Source organism: Anaerococcus sp., from assembly GCF_022770135.1.
In the GTDB taxonomy this organism is placed as follows: Bacteria; Bacillota; Clostridia; order Tissierellales; family Peptoniphilaceae; genus Anaerococcus.
On the sequence record NZ_JALEIL010000093.1, the window covers coordinates 1 to 15,390 of the forward strand.

The 15,390-nt window shown below is 37.4% G+C and carries 16 protein-coding genes; 10 read left to right on the forward strand and 6 right to left on the reverse strand.

The genetic code is table 11. The features are described 5' to 3' along the window. Positions 1-1,533 (forward strand): ABC transporter ATP-binding protein (locus tag MRZ08_RS04220; protein WP_297379624.1); only part of this gene is annotated, 1,533 nt, incomplete at its 5' end. A 111-nt stretch (positions 1,534-1,644) separates the two neighbouring features. Here the strand turns inward: MRZ08_RS04220 and MRZ08_RS04225 are convergent. The 3 genes from MRZ08_RS04225 to MRZ08_RS04235 all read right to left on the reverse strand — a co-directional run bounded on the left by MRZ08_RS04225 (position 1,645) and on the right by MRZ08_RS04235 (position 3,975). Continuing rightward, complete coding sequence (locus MRZ08_RS04225; protein ID WP_297379627.1) at positions 1,645-2,442, reverse strand: Cof-type HAD-IIB family hydrolase; 798 nt, start codon at positions 2,440-2,442, stop codon at positions 1,645-1,647. Continuing rightward, positions 2,442-3,251: a Cof-type HAD-IIB family hydrolase gene (locus tag MRZ08_RS04230; RefSeq protein WP_297379630.1), complete on the reverse strand. Its 810-nt coding sequence runs from the start codon at positions 3,249-3,251 to the stop codon at positions 2,442-2,444. Before MRZ08_RS04230 ends, MRZ08_RS04225 begins: the two co-directional genes overlap by 1 nt. Before the next feature lie 187 nt (positions 3,252-3,438). Continuing rightward, positions 3,439-3,975: a PTS glucose transporter subunit IIA gene (locus MRZ08_RS04235; protein WP_297379633.1), complete on the reverse strand. Its 537-nt coding sequence runs from the start codon at positions 3,973-3,975 to the stop codon at positions 3,439-3,441. A gap of 160 nt (positions 3,976-4,135) precedes the next feature. Between MRZ08_RS04235 and hcp the strand changes: the two genes are divergently transcribed. From hcp to MRZ08_RS04250, 3 genes are all read left to right on the forward strand, one after another. Next, positions 4,136-5,752, forward strand: coding sequence for a hydroxylamine reductase (hcp, locus tag MRZ08_RS04240; RefSeq protein ID WP_297379636.1), 1,617 nt, complete (start codon positions 4,136-4,138; stop codon positions 5,750-5,752). Between the two features lie 95 nt (positions 5,753-5,847). Continuing rightward, positions 5,848-7,017: a M20 family metallopeptidase gene (locus MRZ08_RS04245; RefSeq protein ID WP_297379638.1), complete on the forward strand. Its 1,170-nt coding sequence runs from the start codon at positions 5,848-5,850 to the stop codon at positions 7,015-7,017. Positions 7,018-7,101: 84 nt separating this feature from the next. Further along, complete coding sequence (locus MRZ08_RS04250) at positions 7,102-7,644, forward strand: DUF4367 domain-containing protein (RefSeq protein WP_297379641.1); 543 nt, start codon at positions 7,102-7,104, stop codon at positions 7,642-7,644. 132 nt (positions 7,645-7,776) lie between these two features. Here the strand turns inward: MRZ08_RS04250 and MRZ08_RS04255 are convergent, their stop codons facing one another. Both MRZ08_RS04255 and MRZ08_RS04260 read right to left on the reverse strand, forming a co-directional pair. Beyond that, positions 7,777-8,316: an ImmA/IrrE family metallo-endopeptidase gene (locus tag MRZ08_RS04255; protein WP_297379643.1), complete on the reverse strand. Its 540-nt coding sequence runs from the start codon at positions 8,314-8,316 to the stop codon at positions 7,777-7,779. Beyond that, entirely contained in the window at positions 8,316-8,705 is a 390-nt protein-coding gene (locus MRZ08_RS04260; protein ID WP_105301225.1) for a helix-turn-helix domain-containing protein, read from the reverse strand. Before MRZ08_RS04260 ends, MRZ08_RS04255 begins: the two co-directional genes overlap by 1 nt. A gap of 132 nt (positions 8,706-8,837) precedes the next feature. Here MRZ08_RS04260 and MRZ08_RS04265 point away from each other — a divergent pair, with 132 nt between their 5' ends. From MRZ08_RS04265 to MRZ08_RS04290, 6 genes are all read left to right on the forward strand, one after another. Continuing rightward, the gene (locus tag MRZ08_RS04265; RefSeq protein ID WP_297379649.1) at positions 8,838-10,079 is read left to right on the forward strand and encodes a DNA polymerase IV; all 1,242 of its coding nucleotides are present in this window, start codon (positions 8,838-8,840) and stop codon (positions 10,077-10,079) included. Positions 10,080-10,226: 147 nt separating this feature from the next. Continuing rightward, on the forward strand, positions 10,227-10,604 hold the full coding sequence (locus MRZ08_RS04270; protein ID WP_297379652.1) for a GntR family transcriptional regulator: 378 nt from the start codon (positions 10,227-10,229) through the stop codon (positions 10,602-10,604). Beyond that, complete coding sequence (locus MRZ08_RS04275) at positions 10,597-11,694, forward strand: DUF5808 domain-containing protein (protein ID WP_297379655.1); 1,098 nt, start codon at positions 10,597-10,599, stop codon at positions 11,692-11,694. The genes MRZ08_RS04270 and MRZ08_RS04275 overlap by 8 nt, the downstream gene beginning before the upstream one ends. 6 nt (positions 11,695-11,700) lie before the next feature. Further along, a complete protein-coding gene (locus tag MRZ08_RS04280; RefSeq protein ID WP_297379658.1) occupies positions 11,701-12,591 on the forward strand; it encodes an ATP-binding cassette domain-containing protein in 891 nt (296 codons plus the stop codon). Beyond that, complete coding sequence (locus tag MRZ08_RS04285) at positions 12,584-13,762, forward strand: ABC transporter permease (RefSeq protein ID WP_297379662.1); 1,179 nt, start codon at positions 12,584-12,586, stop codon at positions 13,760-13,762. The genes MRZ08_RS04280 and MRZ08_RS04285 overlap by 8 nt, the downstream gene beginning before the upstream one ends. 73 nt (positions 13,763-13,835) lie before the next feature. After that, positions 13,836-14,990 (forward strand): NADP-dependent malic enzyme, encoded by a 1,155-nt coding sequence (locus tag MRZ08_RS04290; protein ID WP_297379665.1) that lies wholly within the window; start codon positions 13,836-13,838, stop codon positions 14,988-14,990. A gap of 35 nt (positions 14,991-15,025) precedes the next feature. Here MRZ08_RS04290 and MRZ08_RS04295 read toward each other — a convergent pair whose 3' ends face one another. Further along, entirely contained in the window at positions 15,026-15,379 is a 354-nt protein-coding gene (locus tag MRZ08_RS04295; RefSeq protein ID WP_297379668.1) for a LysR family transcriptional regulator, read from the reverse strand. Positions 15,380-15,390: the final 11 nt, after the last annotated feature.

The following is a 15,390-nucleotide window of genomic DNA, read 5'->3' on the forward strand; positions in this document are numbered from 1 at the left end:
ATTGAAGTTTATTTTATCTACTTATATTGCACAGTTAGTGCTAAACTTATAGATATTATTTTGGGCAATATCGAGGGAAGTGCTAGTAAGATTGTTACTCTTTCGATTTTGTATGTTCTTATTGCCTGTTTATCATATTATATATCCCAAAGAAACGGCAAGCTCTTTACCCAATACATATGCAGCGACTTAAGGCATGATTATTTAGAAGGAATAATTAATACTAAGTCATCTAGCTTTTTTGGGAAAAATAAGGGAGAATACATCACCCAAGTAGATCAGAATGTCGATCAGTTAAGATTAAATTATTTGATGACTTTACCTTCTGCAATAATTGGTATAGGCCAAGCTATAGTATACATAATAGGTCTCTATAATGTTCATCCCTATATACTCCTAACAACTATATTTTTAGTAATATTTCCAGGAGGAGTTTCTAAAGTTTTCTCTAAAAGAATTTCTAATCTACAAATACTAAGATCTAAAAATTATTCGGCATATATAGATAAGTTAAATGAATTTTTGGATGGATATTTTGTAATCAAGGAATCAAAAAATAAAAAATATTTCTTGGAAAAATTTGATGAGTACAATGATAAGCTACTTTCCAGCTTGACTAAGACTAATGTTTCAATTAGTATGTTTGGGCAAACACTTTTTAGTTTAAATATTTTATCATCTTTATTAGTTACCTATGTTTGTAGTATTCTGGTGAAGAATCAATATTTGCAATTATCTGACTTACTAGCCTCTTTAAAGTTAGTATCAATATCGACTGCAACATTGTCAGATTCTTTTAGGTATTTAGTTAACATTTTATCTACAAAGAAAATAAAGGAGATGGTAATTAGTGAAATTCCTGATATTGAAGAGAGCAAGAAAGAAGGAAAGACTCCACAACTAGATCTTAAGCTAAGCAATCTATCATTCGCCTATGGAGATATCAAGGTCTTTGATAAGATGGATTTGGATATAGAAAAAGCTAAGTCCTATGCCATAATCGGAAATTCCGGATCTGGTAAGTCTACCCTCGCCAAGATTCTTATGAAGGTAAATGAGGACTATGGGGGAGATATTTCCTTTGCTAATGGCGACTTCAAGGAATTTTCTGAAGAAGACTTATATGATAATATCTACTATATTCCACAAAATCCTATAGTATTTGAGGATACTTTCTTAAACAATATCGCTATGGGCGATGATGGGATTGATAGAGATAGGATCGAAGGAATTATCGATAGGGTTGGCTTAAGTCGAGTCTATCATGAGAAGAAGGATGGATTAATCAAAAATGGAAGTCTATCTGGTGGAGAGAAGAAGAAGCTAGAGCTTGCTAGGGCCCTATACAAGGGAAGTGATTTACTTATCTTTGATGAGCCAACAAGTGGGCTTGACCCAGAAAGCGCTAGGTCAATCGAAGGCTTAATAGAAAGCCTAGATAGGCTAACAAGAATAGTAATCACCCACAACCAAGATCCAGCCTATCTTCAAAGCTTTGACCATGTGATAAATATTGAAGATTACAAAAGTTAGTGAATTTATAAATTAATTCTCCTGCCTGTGAAATTCTTCTTACTTATCTTGTGATAGATTGGGATTTTCCTAGAAGAATCTAAATGGCAGGAGATGATTTAGTAATGAGCCCTATAATATGAATTTATCTAGATAGTAGGCTATGCCGTCCTCGTCATTTGTGAGAGTTACGTAGTCTGCTATTTCTTTTATTTTTTCTATGGCATTGCCCATGGCAACACCGATTCCTGCAGCCTTAATCATAGATTCGTCATTCATTTCATCACCGAAGGCAATGATGTCCTTTTGATCTATATTAAATATTTCTGCAATTTCTAGCAGACTATTTCCCTTAGAAAGTCCCCTAGGCATAACTTCGTAATAGAATCTTGCTGATTTGACTTGCTCTGTTAGGTCTCCAAATTTTTCCTTAAGCATACTAGTTGGCTCATCTATAAGGTCAGGGTCTGCTGCAAAGAGGATTTTGTTTACTGGAAAGTCGAGTGTTTGGTCGAGATCTTCTACTTCTTCAGCCTTCATCATGAGAGTCCTTGCCTCGCCTTCTGTGTAAGGGCCAATCTTTGGACTATAAACGGTATCCCTAAAAGGCACCATGGTCTCAAGGGGCAAGTCTTTGGCAAGCTTTATCATCTCTACTGCAAGATCATGGTCCATTTCGTGGTTGGCGAGGACCTTACCTGTGGCAAAGTCTGTGATGGCTCCTCCATTAAAGCTTGAAATAAGACCGCCGTATTTATCAAATTCCAAGGCTTCTGCAAGATTTCTCGCTCCTGCGGTAGGTCTTCCTGTAACTATTACGACCTTATGGCCTTTCTTCATAGCAGAAATCAAGGCCTTTCTTGTCTTTTCTGTGATGACTCTCTTGCTATTTACTAGAGTTCCATCGACGTCTACTCCGATTAGTTTCATTATTTCTCCTTAAGTATATTCTTTTCTATATAATAGGCTATCCCATCCTCGTCGTTTGAAAGAGTGATGAAGTCCGCCTCTTTTTTTAATATCTCGCTTGCATTAGCCATAGCGATTCCAGTACCTGCCATCTTTATCATTTCCATATCGTTAATCTCATCTCCAAAGGCTAGGGTGTCCTTGTGATCTATTGAGAAGAAGTCTGCAATTTCAAGGATGCTTCTGCCCTTATTGATATCAAGGGGCATGCAGTCGAGAAATTGGGGCATGGAGTGGATGGGATTTACTCGGCTTTCAAATTTTTCCTTAAACTTTTCTATATTTTTATTTATGATTGAAGGCTCTGCTGAGAAAAGAACTTTATTAAGGGGAAAGTCTATTTCTTCTTCCAAATTTTCGACAATTCTATAGGGCATTTTGTTTTTCTTTGACAGAAATTCTAGGCTGTGGGCTTTTTTGTTTTCTGCTAAGATTTCACCTTTATGATAGATTATATAGTCAAAGCCGAGCTTTTTGGCAAAGCCTATCATTTCTCTTGCGAGAGTCTGGTCTATGGTGTGGTTTATAATTGTCTTCTTACTTTTCATATCATAGACATGGGCTCCGTTAGATGAGGAGACGAGTCCTCCGAACTTATCAAAATCAAGGGCCTTTGCCAGAAAGTCTGCCGCATAAAAGTCCCTGCCTGTAATAATTGCGACCTTGTGGCCGAGATTACTTGCCTTGATGATACTATCTTTAGTCCTATCAGTAAGTTCGTTTTTGCTATTTAGAAGAGTGCCGTCTATATCTACTCCGATTAATTTCAATTCTTCCTCCATATCAACATAAAAAGGGGGCTGTTGCAGAATGAATAAATCGTACCGTTATCGTTAGAAGAACCTCCACGGAAATTTTGCCTCCATGAGCCGGCAAGCTCCACTGAAAATTTCCTAAGAGAACCTTCTAACGATGGTACGATGATTATTCATAGTTTTGCAACAGTCCCCCTTATTATTAAGCTTCAATCTTTAGTAAATCTTCTCCGTGGTTGATTTGACCAAGTTTTAGGCTTGTTATTGTCTTATCATCTGTGTTTGTTATGATAACTGGTGATTGGATTTCCTTACCATTAGCCTTGATCTCTTCGATGTTGAATTCGATTAGAAGATCGCCACGTTTTACATTAGCATTGTTTTCTGCTTTGATATCGAATGGTTTTCCTTCAAGCTCAACTGTATCAAGTCCGATGTGGATTAGTAGCTCTGTACCATTATCTGATGTGATTCCTACAGCGTGTCCTGTCTCTGCAAGCATTGAGATCTTGCCATCAACTGGAGCATAAACTTTTCCTTCACTTGGGATAATGATTACTCCCTTGCCTACGATTTCTTGGGCAAATACTGGGTCGCTACATTCCTTGATGTCCTTAACTTCTCCTGTAAGTGGAGCAAGAATGATCTCGTCAGACCTTACTTCTTTTACTTCTTCTACAGCTTCATTTTTATTACTGTCTCCAGAAAAAGCACTCTTGATTTTATCTAAAAATGACATAGTACCTCCTTGTTTTCATGTTTATATCATCTTTCTTATTATTAATATACTAATATTTTGGCAAAAATCATTTTACGTAACATATGTTACAGATTTTATGCATATTAGTAGTTTATAATAGAGACAGTTAAGCTAAGAAAAAGAAAAAAGGAGTTAATTTATGTTTTGTTATCAATGTCAAGAAACTTTCAAAAACCAAGGATGTGAAATCCAAGGTGTATGTGGAAAGAAGGAAGATACAGCAAACATGCAAGACCTTCTTGTATATGTAACAAAGGGACTTGCTGAAGTAATTAATAAAAAGGGAGATGTAGAAGATAGATTTTACGATAGATTGTCTAACAATCTTTTCGTAACTATAACCAATGCAAACTTCGACACAGAAGCAATTCTTTCTATAGTAAAGGAAACTATAGCTATGAAAGATGAGCTTTTGGGAGAAGTTTCTAAGGAAGGTCTTTCTGACTTTGCCCTATACTCATCAGATGATGACGAAGAGCTTACTAGAAAGGCAATCGAAGTTGGCGTTTTAAATATAATGAATGAAGACGAAAGATCTCTTACAGAGCTTGTAATCTACGGACTTAAGGGAATGGCTGCCTACAACCACCATGCCAATGTCCTAGGCTTTAGAGATCATGAAGTAGACGAATTTATCGCAAAAGCCCTAGAAGAGACTACAAAAGGATACACAGATATATCTAAGCTAATCGACCTTGTTATGGAGACAGGAAGCCACGGAGTTAAGGCTATGGCCCTACTTGATAAGGCTAATACAGAAACTTACGGCAATCCAGAAATCACAGAAGTAGATTATTCTGCAGGAGATAAGCCAGGAATCCTAATCTCAGGTCACGACCTTCATGATATGAAGATGCTTCTAGACCAAGCAAAGGATAGCGGAGTAGAAATCTATACTCACTCAGAGATGCTTCCAGCAAACTACTATCCAGAATTTAAAAAATATGACAACTTCCACGGAAACTATGGAAACAGCTGGTGGAGCCAAAACGAAGAATTTGAGAAATTCAACGGTCCAATCCTTATGACAACCAACTGCATCGTTCCAATGAAGAAAAATAACACCTACCAAGATAGGATGTTCACTACAGGAAACGCAGGATACCCAGGATGCAAGCACATCGAAGCAGATGAAGATGGAAACAAGGACTTTACAGAAATTATCGAGATGGCCAAAAAATGTAAAGCTCCAACAAATCTTGAAGATACAAAAGTAGTTGGAGGTTTCGCCCACAATCAAGTGATTGCCCTTGCTGATAAGGTAGTTAGTGAAGTCAAAGAAGGAAATATCAAGAAGTTCGTAGTAATGGCAGGTTGTGACGGAAGACACAAGGAAAGATCTTACTACACAGACTTTGCTAAGGCCCTACCAGAAGATTATGTAATCCTTAACGCAGGTTGTGCACAATACAGAAACAACAATCTAGGTCTTGGCGATATCAATGGAATCCCAAGAGTTATAGATGCTGGTCAATGTAACGACTCTTACTCACTCGTTCAAATTGCCCTAGCCTTGAAGGATGCTTTCGGTCTATCTGATATAAACGACCTACCAATCGAATACAACATAGCATGGTATGAACAAAAGGCTGTAATAGTCCTATTAGCCCTACTAAGTCTGGGAGTAAAAAACATCCACCTAGGACCAACCCTTCCAGCCTTCCTATCACCAACAGTTGTAGACTTCTTGGTAGAAAACTTTAATATAGCAGGAAACACAACAGTAGAAGAAGATATGCCACTTTTCACTAAATAAATATTTTGAGAAAGGCTAGAGAAATCTAGCTTTTCTTTTTTGTTAGAAATTTTCTTAGAAGTATATTCATAGGGAGAATATATAAAGGAAGTAGTATGAATTTAAAATTATCTGACAAAGATTTAGAAGAAATTATAGAAATTAGACACCAAATCCATATGCACCCAGAATTATCTGGCAAAGAATACAGGACGACTAATCTTATAAGAGAATTTCTAGAAAAACTTGAAGGAGTCGAAATAATCGACTTTCCCATAGAAACAGGCCTAATCGCAAGGCTTAAGACAGGAAAAGCTGGGAAGGTCATAGGACTTAGGGCGGACATCGACGCCCTAGCCCAGAAGGAGGAGACTGATATTTCCTATAAGTCTAGGGAAGAAAATACCATGCACGCCTGCGGCCACGACTATCATACGGCAAGTCTTTTGGCTGTGGCGAAAGTCCTTAGCCAAAATAGGGATAAGCTAATGGGAGATGTAGTATTTATCTTCCAGAGGTCTGAGGAGATAACTAGGGGAGCCAAGGAATATTTGGACAAGGGACTTTTCGATAAGGTCAAAATCGATAGGGTCTTGGGCTTTCACAATTGGCCAGAAGTCGACTTCGGTAAGGCTATAATAAAGAAGGGATCTTTGATGAGTGCCAAGGTAAACTTCAAGATAGATATCTTCGGCAAGGGTCAACACGGGTCCATGCCCCATCTTAATATAGATCCTATAGTTTGTGCATCCAATATAGTCATGGCCCTCCAGACCATAATTTCAAGAAACACCAACCCCTTCGACTCTACTGTCCTTTCTGTAAATTCCATAAATGGAGGATCAGAAGACAATCTAGTAGTCGACAAGACCCACCTATCTGCCACCATTCGCTCTCTTTATGAGGAAAATCTTGAAAGAGCCATTGAAAGGATGGAGGCCATAGTAGAAAATATGGCAAAAGCCTACGAATGTAAGTATGAAATCACCTACACAGAAAAGATTCCTTCTGTATATAATGGGGAAGATATGTATGAAAAGGCTCTTTCTTCCGCAAGTAAAGTCTTGGGAGAAGAAAATATCCTAAAGGAAGGTCACACCATGGCTAGTGAGGATTTTGCTTTCTTTATGAAAGAAGTTCCAGGATTTTTCTATTGGTTTGGAAGTGGGGAAGAAGGACATCCGAAAGAAGCCCTTCATAGCAAGAATTACTACTGCTCAGATAAGGCCATAGCCCCAGCAGTAGAAGTCCTAGCCAGAGCTGTTTTCGATTTTCAAGAATCTTAAAAAGATTTTATCAAAGACTTGTATAAGATTGAAAAATTTAGTATAATTGATATCGAATTTAATAAAGGAAAATAAGGAGAGGGAATGAAGATTAAAAAGATTTTTGCAAGCGCTATGACTCTTGCCCTAGCTTTTGGACTAATGGCTTGTTCAAATGATGCTAAGAATAATGAAGATAAGAAGGAAGAAACAAAGGTAGAAGAAAAGGCAGAAGATAAGACATCTGATAAAGATTCTAAAGAAGATAAGAAGGAAGAAGGGGAGAAAGAGACTTCAGAGAAGAAGTTCGATAGCCCAATCTACGATGTAGCTTATAACTATCTTCCAGAAGACTTTGAAGAAAATTTCAGAGACGAGAAGAAGGACCTTTTGACTATAGAATTCGGCCAAAAGAACAATCCTGCCAAAAAAATCACTGTACAAGTCTCTGACAATGAAGAAAGATTCAAGGGACTTTTCACAATGCCAGAAGACGCTGAAGATGTAAAAGTAGGCGAAGAAGACGGCAAATTCTGGGACGACGGATCATTTAGATACCTAGTAGTAGAAAGAGAAAACTATTCAATCTACGCAAGATCAAGCCTAGATAAGGATGAGACAATCAAGGTCGTATCTGAAGCTAAATAAAACAAGCAAAAAGACCTCTTGGAGGTCTTTTATTGTGCAATAATTTATCTTAAGCATTGAAACAAAGCTAAGAGTAGGATTCTCAAAGGGAATTATTAGCGCGATTATATAAAGACGAGTGTGAATATCTTCCTAGTAATTACACTTACTATCTTCTATATCTCTAAAAAAAGTCGAGCTTGAGGGACTTTCCTTTCTTATAGGCATACCCATCCTGTGCATTTCGTTTAACTTAAAGATCATAAGATTTACATTTACATCATACATACTGGCGAGTTGGTTGTAGGTATAGCCTTCCTTTACATCTTCTATAAGAGATTTTTCGTCTAGGAGAAGGTGGGCTGCGAAGATATTGGCCTCAAGTTCCATTTCTGAATTGATATCGAAAAGCTCATATTCTATAAGGTCATTGGCGGCAGCATCCTCGTGAAAAATATGATGGCCTAGCTCATGAGCAAATACCATATTTTGGATTCTCTCATCTACGAAAGGATTGTAGAAGACAAAGCTTACTCCCTTAATAATCTTATACATACCCAAAAGTCTGGTGTTTGACTTAAAGGCTATAAGATGGACCCCTCTTCTTTCTAGGATATCCTTAGGGTCTCTGGACTTGTAGGTATCTATGACCTCCCTCGCCTTTTTGTAGATACTATCGTAGGATACTCCCATTATTTATCCTTCTTTTCATTTTCCATCTTGGCTATATAGTAGGCTTCTGATATGGCATCGAGGATGGCCCTTTTGTCATCTTCTGGAAGCTCGCCTCCTGCCATTAGGCCGATTACTCCATTTATCATATCTTGTGCATCCTTTGCTCCGCCTTCGCCGAAGTTTTCCCTAGCTTTTAGGATAAATTCGTCCTCATCAGTTACCAAGTAGTCGTGGGTCGTATCGAGGTGTTTGGCCAAAAGGTCGTAGGTCTTCCTGTATCTTGGCTTGGACTCTCCTAGTTCGTATCTTGATATGGTCTTGGTTGAGACATTACACAACTTGGCTAGGTCTTCTTGGGTTAATTTTTTGATTTCTCTTAGTTCTTTTACTTTATTAGCAAATGCCATACGCTCTCCTTTAGCTTACAGACTTTTATTTAGAAAAATGATTGACAAAAGACACTCAAGGTCTTATAATATTCTTAAGTCATTTATTGTCTAAATTATACATTAACAGTCTGTGAAATTCAAGGAGTAATTATGAAAAAAGTTATACTACATTCAGATATGAATGCTTGTTATGCATCAATAGAACAAAAGCTTAACCCAAAGCTTAAGGGGATCCCAATGGCTGTCGCAGGAAATCCCAAAAATAGGAATGGGATAATCCTTGCCAAAAGCCAAGAAGCCAAGGAAGCTGGGGTAAAGACGGGTGAAGCCTTGTGGCAGGCCTTCGCTAAGTGTCCTGACCTTACCATAGTTCCTCCCCATTATGACGAATACCTCAAACACTCCAAGCTTGCAAGAAAGATCTATTATGAATACACCAACCAAGTCGAGCCCTTTGGTCTTGACGAGTGCTTCCTTGATGTAACAGGATCTACCCATCTTTTTGGGACTGGGGAAGAGATTGCCAATAAAATCCGTGAGAGGATGAAGAAGGAAGTCGGTATAACAGTCAGTGTCGGGGTAAGTTTTTGTAAGATTTTCGCAAAACTCGGATCAGATATGAAAAAGCCTGACGCAGTTACCATCATAGGAGAAGATAATTTCAAAGAAATCGTCTGGCCCCTTCCTGTAAGAGAAATGGTGGGTGTCGGCAGGGCTACGGAAAGAAAGCTAAATGGAATAGGGATTTTCACCATGGGAGAGCTTGCCCAGACAGAGCCTGATCTTATAAGAAATCTCTTGGGCATAAATGGGATCTACCTATGGGAATATGCCAACGGCCTAGACATTAGGCCAGTCCACGACAGAGACCACAAGGAGCCAGTAAAAACTATAGGAAACTCTTCTACCTGTAGGAAAGATTTACTTAATAACAGGGAAGTCTTCAATGTCCTCCAGGAACTTTCCTTTTCTGTATCAAGAAGGCTCAGACAAGCGGGCCTTGAGGCCTCTGGTGTTGAAATTTTTGTAAGAAATAATGAGCTCCAATCCTACAATTTTCAAAAGCCAATCAAGCTTGCTAGTCAGTCATCCATTGTCCTTGCCAGAGAAGGCTTCGATTTGTTTAAGGAAAAATACAAGTGGGACTTTCCAGTAAGGGCAGTTGGCATTAGGGCAATCAAGCTTAGAAAAGAAGGTGGGGGAAGCCAGATGGATGTCTTCTCTGACTACAAAAAGTTAATCAAAGACGAAAATTGTGATACTGCAATTTATAAGATCAGACAAAAATACGGCAAGGATGCCATAAGCTTTCTAGGCCTTATGCGAGATATCAAACTCCCCAAAGAAATCAACGAAATAATAACCCTACCTATGAATCACTACAACTTCTAGGACTCTTGCAAAATTACCTAATCGTCCTCTTATTAGACAAAATCTAATGATGGGACGATTAGCATTAATATCTTGCAAGAGTTTTTTATTTACAAATTGATAGACTTGTTATATAATAACTATAACAAAAAAATATAAGGAGGGTCTATGTTTTTAGAAATTGATTTTGCTTCTGACCAGCCAATCTACGAGCAAATCAGACGCGGGATAATCAAATCCTTGTCCCAAAATGACCTTGAATTCGGCGAGACTCTTCCATCAGTTAGGCAACTTGCATCTGATATTGGAGTCAATCTCCACACTGTAAACAAGGCCTACAAGATGTTAGAAGAAGACGGAATCATTGTCATGGACAGACGTTTTGGCTCGAAGATTGTAGACAAAAGTAAGGATATAAGTGAAAGCCAGAAGAGAAAGGTAAAAGAAGAACTTGATTTTATTATAGCCCTTGCCAAGGTCAAAAATATAGAAAAATCAGACCTTGATAGGCTAATAGAAAATATTTGGGAGGGAGAATATGAATGAAGCTAAGACTATTGCAATATTTTATGGGATAATGATAATTTTACTAAGTCTTATCCAAGCCTTCGTCACATCCTACTCCAAGAGAGGCTATGTCCTAGGAGTAAGGCTAGTAGGTGGCTTAGAAGATGATAGTAAAGTAAGAAAGATATTAAAAGACTATAGGATTTTGACAATTCTTGTAGGCTTTGCCCTAGCTTTACTTATACTTGGCTTAAGTTATATTATAGAAAATGAGGCCTTGCTTAATTTTATCTATATTCTTTCAATCTTTCTAACTTATATCCCTTTAGTTCTTGCTAATAAGAAACTAAAAGTATTAGCTAAAGACCAGAAAGTGGATAAGAGAAAGCTTGTAAGTCTAGATTATTCTAAGGTAAAAATCTTTAACAAGAGGGAGTTTTTTGGAATATACCTAGGCCTTCTCCTAATAGTAATAATTTTTGCCATAAGGATCCACCTAGACTATGAAAACTTTCCAGATAAATTAATCATGCATATGAATAGCAAGGGCGAAATTGATGGGATAGCTCATAAATCTTACCTATCTATCCAATCCCCAACTATAGTAAGCTTCTTTATGCTAGCTGTGATGTTTTTTGCAAATCTTTCTCAACTTCTATCAAAGATGAGAATTAGCCCGGATATGCCAGAAGAATCCTTGGATAGGCTCTTAGAAACTAGGAGGATTTGGACCTATTATTTTGCTACATCAGCAATTTTACTTATAGTTTTATTCCAAGTAGGAATCCCTTCTTTTATGAAAACTGGAGACGACTCCTTAGTTAAGGTCTTAGGCCTAATTGCTGTTGGATTTTCTATAGGAGGAAGTATTCTTATAGGAAAGTTTAGGTCAGTTGATGGTTCAGCCTTAAATAAAACTGGCAGATATGGCTACGAAGAAGAGGATGATAGGTGGATCCTAGGAGGTCTAATCTATTACAATCCAGATGATCCAGCTATCTTTGTAGAAAAAAGGGTAGGAGTTGGAACTACCATGAACTTCGCCAACAATTGGGTAAAGTTGATTTTCCTTGCAGTACTACTTCTCCCATTTGTTCTAGGAATCGTGCTTAATATATTGGAAGGATAGGATAATATGTTAGAGATAAAAAATGTATCCAAATCATTTGGAAGGCTTAAGGCCTTGGACCATGTAAGTTTTAAGGTCAAAAAGGGAGATCTTTTCGGTATAATTGGACAAAATGGGGCTGGTAAATCAACACTTTTTAGGTGTATTATGGACTTTTTCGACTCATATGAGGGAGAAATCCTCTATGATAATAAGCCAATGAGTAAAATTCCCCTAGAAAAAATCGGTTTTCTTCCAGAAGAAAGATCTCTTTCTCCAAAGAAAACCGTAGCAGAAGAGATTAGATATTTTGCGAGTCTTAATTTAATGAAAAATCTAGATTCGAAAACCCTAGAAGCCTATTTCAATAAATTTGAAATAAAGGGAAGCCTTAAGGATAAAATCAAGGACCTATCCAAGGGAAATCAGCAGAAGGTTCAGCTCTTAGCAAGCCTTATCTACAAACCGGAATTTGTAATCTTAGATGAGCCCTTCTCAGGTCTTGACCCTTACAATATTAGGCTCCTACAAGATATTATTAAGGAAATTAATGAAAGTGGCACGACTATAATATTTTCGTCTCACAATATGGAAAATATCGAAGATATGTGTAAGAATCTAGTCATGCTCAAAAACGGAAGAATTGTTCTTGAAGGATCTCCAAGAGATATTAGAAATTCCTACCCTAGGGATAAGCTTTTAATCGAATGTGATAAGGATATAGGAGAAATCTTGGATAGCTTTCCTTTATCCTACATTAGAGATGAAAATACTTACAAAATCACACTAAGAGATGTTAAAGTTGGAGAGGAGCTTTATAAAATTTTGACAGAAAAGTTTTCTTATCTACCAGTATTTGCCCAAACTCCTCCAAGTCTCAATGAAATATTTACAAGAAAGGTGGAAGAAGATGTCTAGATTTTGGACTGTAGCTATAGATTCTTGGAAGAAGCAGATGAAATCCAAATCCTTCTGGCTTATGGTAATCTTTCCTATAATAATGGCAGTAGCAGGGACAGCTATTTCATATTTTACCCAAGATAATAGTGAAAATATTAGCTATATAGTGGCAGATGAGGGGCTAGAAGAATTATTTAAGTCTTATCCAGATACAAAAATTAGCGATGAGAAAAGCGCTAGAAAACTAATGGAAGATAAAAAGATAAAAAACTTTGTAGAAATCAAAGAAGAAGAGGGAATACTTAGGGCAGACTATTACACAAGAAAGCTTGATTCCAAGAATATCTTGACCTTTAACTCTATCTTAAAAGAAGCCCAGGATTATTTGAATTTAAAAAATGCTGATATAAGCCCAGGCAAAGAAGAAATTCTTAAAAGAGAGCCTAGCTTTAAGCTAGTAGAAGAAGGCGGGGAGTCAGGGATAATGTATGTTTTCTACTTTGCCTTGGTATTTTATATGTATATGATGCTTGTTATGTATTCTAATATCTTGGTTGTAGAAATCGCAACAGAAAAAGGATCTAAGATGATAGAGTTTATCTTCTCATCCATAAGGGCAGGTAAGTATTTTGCTGGCAAAATTTTTGGAAACTTCTTGGCAATTCTAACTCACACACTTATCTATCTGATTTTAGGAATAGGAGGATTTATCCTAATCAAGTCCAAGGGCATATTTGATAAGTTTCAAATTACTTATGGTAAATATTTAGGGCAGATTAATATAGGAATGCTAATAGAGATAGGGATTTTGGTAGTTTTAAGTCTACTTATATTTATGATAGTAGCAGCCATGCTAGGTTCTCTTGCCCAAAAGCAAGAAGATGCTGGAAAGGTATCGACTCCAATGATGCTTGTCATAGTATTTGCCTTTTTCACATCGATAATATTCATGGAAAAAGACGAAAATCTCCTAATTAAAATCCTATCCTACCTACCTTTTGTATCAGTTTTCTTTATGCCTTTGAGGATGATCAAGGGAAGTGTTGGACTTTTATCTGGAATCCTTGCCATTGGCATACTAGCTCTTTCAATATTTGTGGTCTATAAGATTGCGAGCAAGGTCTATAAGAAAAATATATTAAATTACTCTTCAAATTCATTGATGAAGAAGATTTTAAGAAAAGCCTAGGAAGGGCTTTTTCTTGTGTTTTAAAAAATCGTTTTCTATGTTAAAATTATTATAGGAAGAAAAGGAGTAATCTATGAATGTATATGAAAAAGCTTTAGAAAAACATGAGAAATGGCAAGGAAAAGTTGCTACTGATGTGAAGGTTAAGGTAAATAATGCTGAGGATTTGACCTATGCCTACACACCAGGGGTTGCAGAACCTTGTAGGAAAATCGCCGAAGATAAGAAGAAGGCTTATACCTACACATCAAAGGCCAACACAATCGCTGTAGTAAGCGATGGGTCCGCTGTCCTAGGTCTTGGAAATATTGGACCTGAGGCTGCTATGCCAGTTATGGAAGGTAAGTCTGTCTTGTTTAAGGAGTTTGGGGATGTGAATGCTGTGCCAATCGTCCTTGATACTCAAGATGCTGATGAGATAATTAATGTTGTAAAAAACATAGCTCCAGGCTTTGGTGGAATCAATCTCGAGGACATTTCATCTCCAAGATGCGTCTACATAGAAGAAAAACTTAAAGAAGAGCTCGATATACCAGTCTTTCATGACGACCAACATGGAACTGCAATAGTAACTCTTGCAGCTCTTATCAATGCCCTTAAGATAGTAGGAAAGAATAAGGAAGATATAAAGCTCGTAATTTCCGGAGCGGGAGCTGCTGGGTTTTCAATAGCTAAGCTTCTAAGAGATTATGGAGTAGGTCATATTATAGTTTGTGACTCTAGGGGAGCTATCAACAAAGACCATCTAAAAGGAGATAATCCTGTTAAGGCAAGGATTGCCGAATTTACCAATGAGGAAAACTTTAAGGGAAGCTTGAAGGAAGCTATGGTGGATAGTGACGCTTTTGTAGGAGTTTCTGCTCCTAATATCATAGACGGAAATGATATAAAGAATATGAAGAAAGATGCTATTGTCTTTGCTATGGCAAATCCAGTTCCAGAAATCGACTACGATGAGGCAAAAAAGGCCGGCGCTAGAATTCTTGCAACAGGCAGGAGCGATTATCCAAATCAAATCAACAATGTCCTAGCCTTTCCTGGAATATTTAAGGGAGCCTTGAAGGCCCATGCATCAGCCATAACAGATGAGATGAAGCTTGCTGCGGCTATTTCCCTTGCTCAAATGATCGATGATGATAAGCTAAGCGAGGAATACATTATACCAGGAGCTTTTGAGGAAAATGTAGCTTGTAAGGTAGCCCAGGCTGTGATGGATTATGTTAAATAAATAAGATATTGGGGGCGAAGCTTCTAGCTTAGCCCTTAATTTTTATCCAAAAAAGAGAAATATTTATCAAATTTTTCTTCCAAATCCTTGTTTACTTCGTCATTAAAGTCCTTGTAGGCGGTCATTATTTCTCTTCCCTCGTCTGTTAGGATACTCTTTCCCCCATCTGCTCCACCTCGTTGGCTTTTTATAATATCAAAACCCAATTCTTTCTCGCATCTTTTGATAATCTTAAGAGCCTTGGAATAGGATAGGCCCATGGCCTTTGCGGCCTCCTTTGTCGATTGGTACTCATCTATTAATAATAATAGCTCGTTTATACCTGGCCCGTAGAAGTTTGTTCTATCACTTTTTATAACAAGTTTTATTTTTGCTTTATACTTATTCAAGATTTATCCTT

Excerpts from the sequence above, each read along its gene's own strand:
- MRZ08_RS04235 (WP_297379633.1), bottom strand. The coding sequence starts at position 3,975 with ATGTCATTTTTAGATAAAATCAAGAGTGCTTTTTCTGGAGACAGTAAT.
- MRZ08_RS04245 (WP_297379638.1), top strand. The coding sequence starts at position 5,848 with ATGAATTTAAAATTATCTGACAAAGATTTAGAAGAAATTATAGAAATT.
- MRZ08_RS04265 (WP_297379649.1), top strand. The coding sequence starts at position 8,838 with ATGAAAAAAGTTATACTACATTCAGATATGAATGCTTGTTATGCATCA.
- MRZ08_RS04255 (WP_297379643.1), bottom strand. The coding sequence starts at position 8,316 with ATGGGAGTATCCTACGATAGTATCTACAAAAAGGCGAGGGAGGTCATA.
- MRZ08_RS04280 (WP_297379658.1), top strand. The coding sequence starts at position 11,701 with ATGTTAGAGATAAAAAATGTATCCAAATCATTTGGAAGGCTTAAGGCC.
- MRZ08_RS04285 (WP_297379662.1), top strand. The coding sequence starts at position 12,584 with ATGTCTAGATTTTGGACTGTAGCTATAGATTCTTGGAAGAAGCAGATG.
- MRZ08_RS04260 (WP_105301225.1), bottom strand. The coding sequence starts at position 8,705 with ATGGCATTTGCTAATAAAGTAAAAGAACTAAGAGAAATCAAAAAATTA.
- MRZ08_RS04250 (WP_297379641.1), top strand. The coding sequence starts at position 7,102 with ATGAAGATTAAAAAGATTTTTGCAAGCGCTATGACTCTTGCCCTAGCT.
- MRZ08_RS04290 (WP_297379665.1), top strand. The coding sequence starts at position 13,836 with ATGAATGTATATGAAAAAGCTTTAGAAAAACATGAGAAATGGCAAGGA.
- hcp (WP_297379636.1), top strand. The coding sequence starts at position 4,136 with ATGTTTTGTTATCAATGTCAAGAAACTTTCAAAAACCAAGGATGTGAA.
- MRZ08_RS04275 (WP_297379655.1), top strand. The coding sequence starts at position 10,597 with ATGAATGAAGCTAAGACTATTGCAATATTTTATGGGATAATGATAATT.
- MRZ08_RS04270 (WP_297379652.1), top strand. The coding sequence starts at position 10,227 with ATGTTTTTAGAAATTGATTTTGCTTCTGACCAGCCAATCTACGAGCAA.
- MRZ08_RS04225 (WP_297379627.1), bottom strand. The coding sequence starts at position 2,442 with ATGAAACTAATCGGAGTAGACGTCGATGGAACTCTAGTAAATAGCAAG.